10 protein-coding genes are annotated in these 12,298 nt (G+C 53.7%); 4 read left to right on the top strand and 6 right to left on the bottom strand.

What is annotated here, in order from left to right; translation table 11 throughout:
- Positions 1 to 65: 65 nt before the first annotated feature.
- Together rnpA and rpmH are read right to left on the bottom strand one after the other, a co-directional pair.
- Positions 66 to 467, bottom strand: coding sequence for a ribonuclease P protein component (gene rnpA, locus IEW65_RS10880; RefSeq protein WP_188639517.1), 402 nt, complete (start codon positions 465 to 467; stop codon positions 66 to 68).
- A gap of 13 nt (positions 468 to 480) precedes the next feature.
- The gene (gene rpmH / locus IEW65_RS10875; RefSeq protein ID WP_009723348.1) at positions 481 to 615 is read right to left on the bottom strand and encodes a 50S ribosomal protein L34; all 135 of its coding nucleotides are present in this window, start codon (positions 613 to 615) and stop codon (positions 481 to 483) included.
- Positions 616 to 1,149: 534 nt separating this feature from the next.
- Here rpmH and dnaA point away from each other — a divergent pair.
- From dnaA to gyrB, 4 genes are all read left to right on the top strand, one after another.
- The gene (gene dnaA, locus IEW65_RS10870; RefSeq protein ID WP_188639516.1) at positions 1,150 to 2,619 is read left to right on the top strand and encodes a chromosomal replication initiator protein DnaA; all 1,470 of its coding nucleotides are present in this window, start codon (positions 1,150 to 1,152) and stop codon (positions 2,617 to 2,619) included.
- Positions 2,620 to 2,679: 60 nt separating this feature from the next.
- Complete coding sequence (dnaN, locus tag IEW65_RS10865; protein WP_188639515.1) at positions 2,680 to 3,783, top strand: DNA polymerase III subunit beta; 1,104 nt, start codon at positions 2,680 to 2,682, stop codon at positions 3,781 to 3,783.
- Positions 3,784 to 3,887: 104 nt separating this feature from the next.
- Positions 3,888 to 4,991 (top strand): DNA replication/repair protein RecF, encoded by a 1,104-nt coding sequence (gene recF, locus IEW65_RS10860; protein WP_188639514.1) that lies wholly within the window; start codon positions 3,888 to 3,890, stop codon positions 4,989 to 4,991.
- A 39-nt stretch (positions 4,992 to 5,030) separates the two neighbouring features.
- The gene (gene gyrB / locus IEW65_RS10855; RefSeq protein ID WP_188639513.1) at positions 5,031 to 7,451 is read left to right on the top strand and encodes a DNA topoisomerase (ATP-hydrolyzing) subunit B; all 2,421 of its coding nucleotides are present in this window, start codon (positions 5,031 to 5,033) and stop codon (positions 7,449 to 7,451) included.
- Between the two features lie 125 nt (positions 7,452 to 7,576).
- Here the strand turns inward: gyrB and gmhB are convergent, their stop codons facing one another.
- From gmhB to glyQ, 4 genes are all read right to left on the bottom strand, one after another.
- Positions 7,577 to 8,161, bottom strand: coding sequence for a D-glycero-beta-D-manno-heptose 1,7-bisphosphate 7-phosphatase (gene gmhB, locus IEW65_RS10850; RefSeq protein ID WP_188639512.1), 585 nt, complete (start codon positions 8,159 to 8,161; stop codon positions 7,577 to 7,579).
- A 7-nt stretch (positions 8,162 to 8,168) separates the two neighbouring features.
- A complete protein-coding gene (locus IEW65_RS10845; RefSeq protein ID WP_229755564.1) occupies positions 8,169 to 8,957 on the bottom strand; it encodes a BUD32 family EKC/KEOPS complex subunit in 789 nt (262 codons plus the stop codon).
- Between the two features lie 201 nt (positions 8,958 to 9,158).
- Positions 9,159 to 11,225 (bottom strand): glycine--tRNA ligase subunit beta, encoded by a 2,067-nt coding sequence (gene glyS / locus IEW65_RS10840; protein WP_188639510.1) that lies wholly within the window; start codon positions 11,223 to 11,225, stop codon positions 9,159 to 9,161.
- Entirely contained in the window at positions 11,225 to 12,196 is a 972-nt protein-coding gene (glyQ, locus tag IEW65_RS10835; RefSeq protein ID WP_188639509.1) for a glycine--tRNA ligase subunit alpha, read from the bottom strand. Before glyQ ends, glyS begins: the two co-directional genes overlap by 1 nt.
- Between the last annotated feature and the right edge of the window lie 102 nt (positions 12,197 to 12,298).

Genomic DNA, 12,298 nt, shown 5'->3' with positions numbered 1-12,298 from the left:
ACTCGACCCATGACACACGAAAGCCTGCCAAGCGGCAGGCCAAGGTCGAGCGGCGAGGTGTGTCGTCAAGCGTCACGTGTTACGCCATTAGGCGGGGGAGGTGCAGACACCGCCTGTGCGTCGCGCTGAAGTCGTTTCCACATGCCGTGTAGCTGGCGAGTAAGCGTTTCGTTGTCGATATCCTGCACGCCTCGTTTTGCCAATATCACGATATCCACAGAGGGTAAGTGATCTTGACGAAGACGCACGGATTCTCGAACGAGTCGCTTGAAGCGGTTGCGATCCACAGCGAGCTTCACATTTTTTTTGCTGACCACCAGTCCAACACGGGGATACCCCCGGGTACTCATGCGCGCTAACGCCATCATACCTTTGCCATGAACTTTGAGGTCTGCCTGTTCAAACACGTGACTAAAATCCCCGGCATTTAGCAAACGTAAGCACCGGGGAAAGCCTTGATGCGACACACGCAATCCGAGATCAGGCGCTCAGACGCTTGCGGCCTTTGGCGCGGCGGCGTGCGATAACGGCACGGCCGTTTTTGGTTGCCATACGAGCACGGAAGCCATGCGCGCGCTTGCGCTTGAGAACGCTGGGTTGAAAAGTGCGTTTCATAACTCGTTATTCCCACGTGGTTTAGGACGGAAAGTGAATTCCAAAAGACCCGGTCCAGTGAGGAACTAGCCGGGGAGTTTCAATTCAAGACCGGAAATTGTAGAGACTTCCCGCGCCGGGTGCAATTTTTCCTTGCATAAAAAGCGTGAAAAAGGCAATAGCGCTGCGGCGTCGGCGTACTGCTTGGGTACTTTGTATCAGACTATTATTACTAATGAAGTTATTTAAAACTTACTGTTATTAATAGTGGGGATACTAATTGTGGATAAGCTATTTTATGATAATTTTATCAACAGCTTAAAATAATAAAAAATCTGTGCATAAGTCCCGAATAAGCGATAAATAAACTGTGAATTATGTGTGTGCAACGTGGCACAACTTGGTCGGAAATGAGGTTGTGCCCACTCCGCTACCGGGTTTTCCTTAGCCCTCACATATAGTTGTCCACAGGCAAAAAAGAGCCGTTAGCGCGTGTGGATAACCGCTTCGTTGGGCGCTACAATGGTCGGCCGTTTTCAACCGATGGTGAGATGAGTGTCGCTCGCGCTTTGGCAACAGTGCCTGGACTACCTGCAGGACGAACTGAATTCACAGCAGTTCAATACCTGGATACGTCCGCTGCAGGCAGAAGAAGGAGACACCAATGAGCTACGCTTATTGGCGCCGAATCGCTTTGTGCGTGACTGGGTGAGTGATAAGTATGCAAAACGCATTAGTGAATTGATGCGCGAACTTGCCCCTTCTAAGCCTCCCAAAGTCAGTTTGACGGTGGGCAGCCGCCGGGCCGCAGCCCCTGCACCGCAGCCCAGAGACCTTGGCAATCCAGTCTCGGCAGCCCCTGCACAGCCGGCATCACCTGCTGTGCATACGCCACCGCGAGGTGATATTGGCGATGAGCGTGAAATCGACCAACTTCGTGAAGAGAGTGGCCCTAGCCGCCGTGGTAACGAACGCCAAGTGCAAGTAGAAGGCAGTTTGAAGCACAGCAGTGGCCTAAATCCTAATTTTACCTTCGACACTTTTGTAGAAGGTAAGTCTAACCAGCTGGCACGCGCGGCTTCTCGTCAGGTCTCCGAGAATCCTGGTGGTGCTTATAACCCTCTGTTTTTATACGGTGGTGTGGGTTTAGGTAAAACGCACTTAATGCATGCGGTGGGTAATGCACTGGCTGGCCGACGTGAAAATGCTCGTGTGGTTTACCTGCATTCTGAGCGCTTTGTCGCCGACATGGTGAAGGCGCTTCAGCTTAATGCGATTAATGACTTTAAGCGTTTTTACCGCAGCGTCGATGCCCTGCTGATTGATGACATTCAATTTTTTGCTGGTAAAGAGCGTTCTCAAGAAGAGTTTTTTCATACCTTTAATGCGCTGTTAGAGGGCGGTCAGCAGATGATCCTCACCTCTGACCGCTATCCTAAAGAGATCAGTGGCGTTGAAGAGCGGCTAAAGTCGCGCTTTGGCTGGGGGCTGACCGTGGCGATCGAGCCGCCAGAGCTTGAAACTCGAGTGGCGATTCTGATGAAGAAAGCCGACCAAGCTAAAGTAGATTTACCCCATGATGCGGCTTTCTTTATTGCCCAAAAGATTCGCTCCAACGTGCGTGAACTTGAGGGTGCGCTGAAAAAGGTGATTGCCGACTCCCACTTTATGGGTAAAACCATTACCCAGGACTTTATTCGCGAGTCGCTAAAAGACCTATTGGCGCTCCAAGATAAGCAGGTAGGGGTGGATAATATTCAGCGAACAGTGGCTGAATATTACAAAATCAAGGTGGCTGATCTGCTCTCCAAGCGGCGCTCTCGTTCGGTCGCCAGGCCTCGGCAAGTGGCCATGGCGCTGGCGAAAGAGCTTACCAACCATAGCCTCCCTGAAATTGGTGATGCATTTGGTGGTCGCGATCATACGACGGTGCTGCACGCCTGTCGCAAAGTGAAAGCTCTGCAGGAAGAGAATGCGGATATCCGTGAGGATTATAAAAATCTTCTGCGTCTGCTAACCAGTTAACCCATTTTCGTTTGGGCCTGCCAAGCGGCAGGTCTTTCAGGATAGACACCCGGAGTTTCGATGAAATTTACCATTTCCCGAGAGGCGCTGCTTCGCCCGCTGACTCTGGTAGCGGGCGTAGTTGAACGGCGCCAAACGCTGCCTGTGCTTTCAAACGTACTGATTCAAGTAGAAGGCGATCAGGTCGCTCTAACCGGTACCGATTTAGAAGTGGAACTCGTTGGCCGTACGGTGGCCAGCCAAGTGGATCAAGCAGGTTCTGCCACCGTGCCTGCTCGTAAATTGATGGATATCTGTAAATCGCTGCCTGATCAGTCCGAAATTCAGCTGGCGGTTGAAGAGGGTCGTGCGGTATTACGTAGCGGTCGTTCGCGCTTTACACTTTCTACACTTCCTGTAGCAGAATTTCCTAATATTGAAGATGCTGATGGCAGCCAGGAGCTTAGCGTTCCCCGTGGTACGCTTAAGCACCTGATCGAATCAACTTCTTTTGCCATGGCGCAGCAGGATGTGCGTTATTACCTCAATGGTATGTTGTTAGAAATTCAGAGCAATCTGCTGCGTACGGTTGCCACCGATGGCCACCGTTTGGCGATGTGTTCGCGTCCTATTGATGTGGCGGTAAACCAGTCGCAAAAGCTGATTGTGCCCCGTAAAGGTATCCTAGAGCTTTCGCGTTTACTGGATGACAGCGACGAGCCGGTTAGCCTTACGCTTGGGTCAACCCATGTGCGTGCTCATACCGGTGACTTTACCTTTACCTCTAAGCTGATTGACGGCAAGTTCCCAGACTATGAGCGCGTAGTGCCCCGCAATGGCGACAAAGTATTAATCGCTGAGCGTGCTGAACTGCGTCAGGTATTATCCCGTACAGCGATTCTTTCTAATGAGAAGTACCGCGGTGTACGGCTATATCTTGAGGAAAATAACCTCAAAGTAATGGCCAACAACCCGGAACAGGAAGAGGCTGAAGAGAATATTGCGGTGGAATACAACGGCAGCGCCATGGAAGTGGGCTTCAACGTTGGCTACCTGGTAGATGTGCTTTCTGTACTTGATGAAGAGCGCGTACAAATAACGCTTGCTGATCCTAACAGCAGTGCGCTGCTGGAAGAGCCTGGTGGTGGTGATGCGCTGTATGTGGTCATGCCGATGCGTTTATAACAGCCCAAGTGTTGGATGAAAACGGCGCTTCTGATAGCAGAAGCGCCGTTTTCGCATTTGGCACGGAAAGCGAGTTTTATGGTCTTACTAGGTGGCATTAACAGATGAGCGTGACACAACTCACTTTTCACGGTCTGCGTAATTTAGCGCCAGTCACGCTGTCCCCGTCGCCGCGCATCAATGTAATACATGGTGTTAATGGCAGTGGTAAGACTAGCTTGCTTGAGGGGATTCATATACTGGGTATGGGTCGCTCATTTCGCACTCGCCAGCTCAAGAATGCGATTCAGTCAGATGCACCGTACATGACGCTGTATGGCCGACTAGCAGGGGACCCTGAGGTAACGCTAGGAGTGAGGCGAATGCGTGCTCAGCGAGAGCTAGAGCTGCGTTTGCGTGGAGAAAAGGGGGTTCGGTTAGCCGAGCTGGTCGAAGCTATGCCGCTTCAGCTCATCAATCCTGATGCTTTTCGCCTTCTAGAGGGCTCACCTGCTGGGCGTCGTGAATTTCTAGATTGGGGGGTGTTTCACGTGAAACATCACTTTCTAGACGCGTGGCAGCGCACCCGGCGAGCGGTGAAACATCGGAATGCGCTTCTCAGGCGTGGTAGAATAGTACCCAGCGAAATAGCCGTTTGGGAGCAGGAGCTAGCCCACTGGGGCGAGCAAATGGATGCGCTTCGCCAAGCATGGTTCAGCGAGTTCTTACCGGTGTTCGATGAAACACTAAGTAAGTTGTTACCCCTGCCGGGGTTAACGCTGCGCTATGCGAGAGGTTGGGATAAGCAGCGTTCGTTAGCGGATGTGCTTCGTGATAGCCGAGATACCGACCAGCAGATGGGGTTTACGCAGCAGGGGCCACAGCGCGCTGATTTACGTATTCGGTTGAACAAGCAGCCCGCCATTGAGGTGCTTTCCAGAGGTCAGCAAAAGTTGGTGGTAAGCGCTTTAAAGCTTGCCCAGGGAAGGCTTCTGGAAAGTACCGCACAGCGGCACTGTATTTATTTAATTGACGATTTACCAGCGGAACTGGATGAGCGACATCGCCACCAGTTTTGCGCTTTGCTTGAAGAGATGCAGTGCCAAGCATTTATTACCAGCGTCGAGCCCACCGCGCTAAACGATGTCTGGCAGCCCACTACCGCCGTTGAAATGTTTCACGTGAAACATTCCGAGCAGGGGCTAAGCCAGTGTCAGCCAGATGGGTAGACGACACGGAACGAGACAGACTTCACGACGGAGTGGTCAATGAGCGAGCAGGCTTACGATTCATCAAGCATCAAGGTGCTCAAAGGTCTAGACGCAGTACGTAAGCGTCCAGGTATGTATATCGGTGATACTGACGACGGCACCGGGCTGCACCACATGGTTTTCGAGCTGGTGGATAATTCCATCGATGAAGCTTTGGCAGGCCACTGCAGCGAAATTCGAGTGGTCATCCACGCGGATGAATCGGTAACCGTGAGCGACAATGGCCGTGGGGTTCCCACCGAGCTACACGAAGGCGAGGGCGTTTCTGCTGCCGAAGTCATCATGACCGTGCTTCACGCAGGCGGTAAGTTTGACGATAACTCTTATAAAGTATCGGGTGGCTTACACGGCGTAGGTGTTTCGGTGGTGAATGCGCTCTCGGAAGAGCTGCGCCTGACCATCTGGCGTCAAGGTGAAGTGTTTGAGCAAATTTACCACCACGGTGTGCCGCAAGCGCCGCTGGGTGTAGTAGGTAAAACGGAAAAGAGCGGTACCCGCGTTCACTTTCGTCCGTCTCCGGCCACGTTTGCCAATATCGAATTTCACTACGATATTCTGGCGAAACGCCTGCGTGAGCTCTCCTTCCTCAACTCTGGTGTTGCCATTCGTCTGATGGATGAGCGCAGCGGCAAAGAGGAGCTGTTCCACTATGAGGGTGGTCTGAAAGCGTTTGTTGACCATCTGAATAAGAACAAAACCGTGCTTAACCCTGTGTTTCACTTTAATGCCGTGCGTGAAGATGGCGTGGAAGTGGAAGTCGCCATGCAGTGGAGCGATGCCTTCACTGAGAACATTTTCTGCTACACCAACAACATTCCTCAGCGGGATGGTGGTACCCATTTGGCTGGTTTCCGCGCTGCGCTGACGCGTACGCTGAATCACTATATTGAAGCCCAGGGCCTGCTGAAAAAAGCCAAAGTGAATACCTCTGGTGATGATGCTCGGGAAGGCTTAACCGCCATTATTTCCGTGAAGGTTCCGGATCCCAAGTTCTCATCACAGACCAAAGATAAGCTGGTCTCTTCCGAGGTGAAAACGGCGGTAGAGCAAGAGATGGGCCGTCTATTTGCCGACTATCTGATTGAAAAACCCAGCGAAGCCAAATCCATCGTCAATAAGATGCTGGAAGCTGCACGTGCCCGTGAAGCTGCACGCAAAGCGAGGGATATGACTCGCCGTAAAGGTGCGTTGGATATTGCTGGCTTGCCCGGTAAATTGGCGGACTGCCAAGAGAAAGACCCTAGCCAATCAGAGCTTTACTTGGTGGAGGGTGACTCAGCGGGTGGCAGTGCCAAGCAGGGACGTGACCGTCGTACCCAGGCTATTTTGCCGCTAAAAGGTAAAATCCTGAACGTCGAAAAAGCACGCTTTGATAAAATGCTTTCTTCCGCTGAAGTGGGCACGTTGATCACTGCGCTGGGCTGCGGCATCGGTCGTGAAGAGTTTAACCCTGATAAGCTACGCTACCACTCCGTTATCATCATGACCGATGCGGATGTGGACGGTTCGCACATTCGTACACTGCTGTTGACGTTCTTCTTCCGTCAAATGCCAGAGCTGATTGAGCGTGGGCATATCTTTATTGCCCAACCGCCGCTGTATAAAATCAAACGTGGCAAGCAAGAGCTCTACCTGAAAGATGAGCAGGCCATGATTGATTACCTGACCACCACCGCGTTGGATGGTGCAGGGCTGTATGTGAATGCGGATGCTCCGGGCATTGCCGGTTCTCAGCTAGAAGCGCTGGTGAACCAGTACCGTAACGTGATGAAGCGTATTGATCGTTTGGCTAGAGTTTATCCCATTGAAGTTCTGAAGCAGGTAGTACACGCGACGGGGTTACACGGTGAACCGAGCCTGAAAGACCGCGTAACGATGGAGAACTGGATTGCCGAGCTTCAGAAAGCCATGGATGACATGGTGGCCTACGAAGGCGGCCCGCGCTATCAGTTCTACCTCCAAGAAGATACCGAGCGTGGCCTGCATCTACCGGCGGTTTCCCTGATCGCTCACGGCGTGACCACGGAGTATGTGTGGGGCCTAGACTTCTTTGAAAGCGCTGATTACCGCGCCATTGCAGGCTTAGGGGAAACCCTCAACGGCTTGCTGGATGAAGGTGCCTACATCGCCCGTGGTGAGCGCCAGAAGCCTGTTGGGCACTTCTCTGAAGTGCTTGCATGGCTCATGCAGGAAGGCCAGCGTGGCCTCTCTGTGCAGCGCTATAAAGGGCTGGGTGAGATGAACCCAGATCAGCTGTGGGAAACCACCATGGACCCGGATAGCCGTCGTATGCTGCGCGTCACGATCGAAGATGCGGTCGCGGCGGATATGATGTTCAACACCTTGATGGGCGACGAAGTAGAGCCGCGCCGCGAATTTATCGAGACCAATGCGCTCGTCGCTAACCTCGATATCTAAGCAGTCTCATCAGTGTTTCACGTGAAACACTGAAAAATAAAAACCGCAGGCGATACGTCTGCGGTTTTTTTATGCGTGGTGCTCAACGCTGTTCATGCCACCGATCGCGGAAAACTTCGTAAAGGTTAGTCCAATAGCTCTGCTATTAAGTCATCAACAAAAGCAGCCAAGTCAGCGTAAATCAAGGCATGCTCAAGCCCGGCCCCTTTCGCTAAGGTTTTTTCGCCTTTGCCGGTTTTAACAAGAACGCTGCGGCATCCCACCGCTTCACCGGCTTGTAGGTCGCGGAGGCTGTCGCCCACCATCCAACTGCCTTGCAGGCTGGAAAGCTTCAGCTTTTGCTGTATTTCGGTGAGTAGCCCAGGTAGGGGTTTGCGGCAATCACACTGGTCATCAGGACCATGGGGGCAGTAGGCGATATGCGCAACTTCGCCGCCTTCGGCGTTTACCAGCGCATTCAAACGCTCATGCATGGCGTCCAGCGTGCTTTCATCGTAGTAGCCCCTCGCGATACCGGATTGATTGGTGGCGACGGCGACGGTAAAACCAGCCTGGGTTAACCGTGCCATCGCGCTAATCGCAGAAGGGTAGGGGATCCATTCGGCAAGGGATTTGATGTAGGCATCCGAGTCGTAATTGATCACGCCATCCCGGTCGAGAATCACGAGCTTTTCCGGCGGTATGACAGTAACAGGTAGTGAAGAGAGCATACCTTTTCTATTTCCTACGGAGATGTTGATCTATAAGGGCCAGCGCGTGCAGCGTATGAGCGATTTTTTTTCCATCACTACCAAAGCGCTGAAATGGAATTTTTTTCATGCGCTTGAGTCGAGGCAGCGTGGCGATAAAACGTTCACGCACATCATCTCGGGCATCCTGAAGTCCGCTTATCAGCGCTGCTGTTAAGCGCTCTCGATGTAATGGGCGTTTGCTCAGCTTGCCGTAAAGCGAAAAAATAAAGCAGTGCCAATCGCGTACCATGCAGTCGGTCAGCTCATGATATTGGCCTGGATCGGTTTCAAAGTCGATAAACACAACCCCTTCTTTATTGACGAGGATGTTGCGGGCAAACGCTTCACTAAGATAGCAGCTTCGGGTGTGCACATCGTTCAGTGCTGAGATACCTATACTGAGTAGGTGGTCGATTTCATCGGGTGTGTTGGCCTGTGTCAGGCTTTCCAATAGTGTTTGTGCAGGTGCCTCTTCAGTACCAACATCAGCCAGTAATAGCGCTTCAGAGGTTTCCGAAAGTACCACTGGCACTGCAATGCCAGCAGCGGAGAGTGCTCTGATTCTCTCAGCTTCCAAGGCTACGCTTTGCTCGCCGCCCAGATTGGGGACGGGATTGAGCGCCTCGAGTTTTAACCACCGAGCCAGCAATGTCAGTGGCAGATAGACCCAGCGTGAATTGCGTTTAGTGGCTTTCTTTAGCCACACTTTTTGGCCATCCAGTCGATAGGAAGCAATGTTGGACTGTTGCTGGGGAAGGGTATCAAAAAGAAACATATCGTACACAAGCCAACTCCTTGGCAATAAATCGCCTGCACCTGTGGAAAAGACGCAGCGAAAAGCATAAATATTTTATTAATTTTACCTTGATGTTTCACGTGAAACAAAATGAATCATAAAAAAAAAGCCCGGCCTATAAAGGCCGGGCTAACGCTGTCAGTAATGAACTTGCGTGCAACGTGGTAAGTTGAGTTACCGCTATTGGGGCAGCTGGGAAATATCCGCAACGCCTAAGAACAGCGCCTGCAGACTCGCCAGTAATGCTAAGCGATTACGACGCACGCTGGCATCGTCCGCCATGACCATCACCTGATCAAAGAAGGCATCGACGGGCTCGCGCAGCGTGGCCAGCGCGTCTAATGCCTGCTGGTAATCACCTGCTGCAAACAGCGGAGCCACCTGCTGCTGGCTAGCCGTGACTGCTTCAAATAGGGCTTTTTCCGCCGCTTCTTGAAGAAGCGAGGCCTCTACCTGAGTGCTGCCATCATGCTCCTGCTTGCTCAGGATGTTGGAAACACGCTTGTTCGCAGCGGCCAGGGCAGCTGCTTCTTCACGCTGGGCGAAGGCTTTCACAGCACGTAAGCGACGCGCAAAATCCAGTGGTTTGGTGACCGGGCGGGCGCGAACCGCAAGGTACATTTCAGCAGAGATGCCCTCTTCCTGACCCCAGGCGCGGAAGCGGTCAAGCATGTACGTCAGCACGTCTTCTACCAGCCCGTCGGCTTTCGGCAGGTTCTGGTGCTGGTCAGCCGCCACTTGCAGCAGTTCACGCAGGTCGAGGTTCAGCTCGCCTTTTACCAGAATATTCAGCACGCCAATGGAGGCGCGGCGCAGGGCGAAGGGGTCTTTCGCGCCCGTGGGGCGTTGGCCAATACCAAAGATGCCCACCAGGGTATCTAAGCGATCTGCTAGTGCCAGCGCTTGGCCGGTCAGGCTTTGCGGAATCGCATCGCTGGCAAAGCGGGGCAGGTATTGCTCTTCTAACGCCTGGGCAACTTCCGCAGGCTCGCCATCCTGCTCAGCGTAGTAGCGACCCATGATGCCTTGCAGCTCTGGGAATTCGAGTACCATCTCAGTGACGAGATCACATTTGGCTAATGTCACGGCACGCTGGGCGTGGGCCACATCGCCGTGAATACGCTCGGCGATAAAGGTGGCAATGGCCGTGCTGCGGCGGGCTTTATCTGCCAGCGTGCCCAGCTGCTGCTGGAATACCACGCTTTCTAACTGCGGAATGCGCGAGGCCAGCGTGTGCTTGCGGTCGGTATCGTAGAAGAAGGCCGCATCCGCCAAGCGCGGACGAATGACCTTTTCATTGCCGGAGATCACCTGATCAGGGTCTTGGCTCTCGATGTTCGAGATAGTGATGAACAGCGGCTTCAACTTGCCCTGGTCATCTAACAGGTGGAAGTACTTCTGGTTGGCCTTCATAGAGGAGATCAGACACTCCGCGGGCACTTCCAAAAAGCGCTCGTCGAAGCTGCCGGTTAGCGCAACGGGCCACTCCACCAAACCGCTGACCTCTACCAGCAGGTCTTCATCGATGACGGCGTTGGCTTCCTGAACCTCGGCCTCGGCTAGCACCTGCTCACGAATACGCTCGCGGCGGCGCTGGCGGTCTGCCAGTACGTAGGCGTTTTCCAGTGCCGCCAGGTAGTCATCGGCATGCTCTAGCTGAATCGCATCCGGCGCGTGAAAGCGATGGCCGTAAGTGGTACGGCTGGCTTGAAGGCCAAGGGCTTCAGCCGCTACCACGTCGCTGCCATACAGAGCGACCAGCCAGTGCACAGGGCGGGAAAACTCAACGCGGGACGCACCCCAGCGCATGTTCTTGGGCACTGGCAGCGACTGTAGCGTTTTACGAATCATCTCCGGCAGCAGCGCTTGAACGCTTTCGCCTTGCTGCTGCTCCTGAAAACCTAGCCAAGTGCCTTTATCGGTTTCCAGGTGAATCAGCTCATCGACGCTAACACCGCAAGAGCGAGCAAAGCCTTCGGCCGCTTTGGTGGGCACGCCATCTTTAAACGCAGCGGCCAAAGCGGGGCCACGGCGCTCTACTGCGCGGTCAGGCTGCTTGTCGGCAAGCCCGGTCACCTGCACCGCTAAACGGCGTGGTGTGGCGTAGGCGGTCACGGTTTGGAACGGAATTTCGGCGTCTTGCAGGCCTTTTTCAATGCCCGCAGCAAACGCATCAGAGAGTGCGTCCAGCGCGGTAGGGGGAAGCTCTTCTGCGCCCAGTTCTAATAAAAGCGTATCAACGGCCATTATGCGTCTCCCTGGTCGGCGAGTGATTCTTGTAACAGTTCGCGGCGCAGGGCCTCGGGGGCCATGGGGAATCCTGCTGCTTTACGAGACTCGAAGTAGGCGGTAGCGACGTCACGCGCCATGGTGCGTACGCGCAGGATGAAGCGCTGGCGTTCCGTGACGGAAATCGCGTGGCGGGCGTCCAACAGGTTAAACGTATGGGACGCTTTTAATACCTGTTCGTAGGCGGGCAGCGGCAGGCTAGCGGCCAGCAGTTTGCTGCACTCTTTTTCCTGGTGGTCAAACGCTGCGAAGAGCTGATCCACATCCGCGTGTTCAAAGTTATACGCTGATTGTTCCCGCTCGTTTTGCAGGTAGACGTCGCCGTAGCTGACTTTGCTACCGTCTGGTGCGATGGCCCATACCAAGTCGTAAACGCTATCGACGTTTTGCAGGTACATGGCAATACGCTCAAGCCCGTAGGTCAGCTCGCCGGTCACGGGGTAGCACTCGATGCCACCGGCCTGCTGGAAGTAGGTGAACTGGGTGACTTCCATGCCGTTGAGCCATACTTCCCAACCAAGGCCCCAGGCACCTAGGGTGGGGGATTCCCAGTTATCTTCCACGAAGCGCACGTCGTGAATCAGCGGATCAAGCCCTAGGCGCTTCAATGAGCCCAAGTACAGGTCCTGCAAGTTACTGGGGGAGGGCTTCATCACCACCTGAAATTGGTAGTAGTGCTGCAAACGGTTGGGGTTTTCGCCGTAGCGGCCGTCGGTTGGGCGGCGGGAAGGCTGCACATAGGCAGCGTTCCACGTTTCTGGGCCAATTGCCCGCAAGAAAGTCGCGGGGTGGAAGGTGCCCGCGCCGACTTCCATATCGAGGGGCTGGAGGATGACACAGCCCTGTTCTGCCCAGTACTGTTGCAGAGCAAGGATCAAGCCTTGAAAGGTCGACACATCGGGTGTCGATTGGTTTGTCGAAACACTCATCGCGGAAAGCACCGTTGGCCATGAATTCATAAGCCGTCAAGTATACAATCACAGGCAGATGGGTTATAGGCACGTTAGCCAAAGAGCCGCTTTTGGTAAGGA

Source organism: Vreelandella lutescens (assembly GCF_014640815.1).
In the GTDB taxonomy this organism is placed as follows: Bacteria; Pseudomonadota; Gammaproteobacteria; order Pseudomonadales; family Halomonadaceae; genus Vreelandella; species Vreelandella lutescens.
This window is presented reverse-complemented; position numbering and strand designations above follow the sequence as displayed.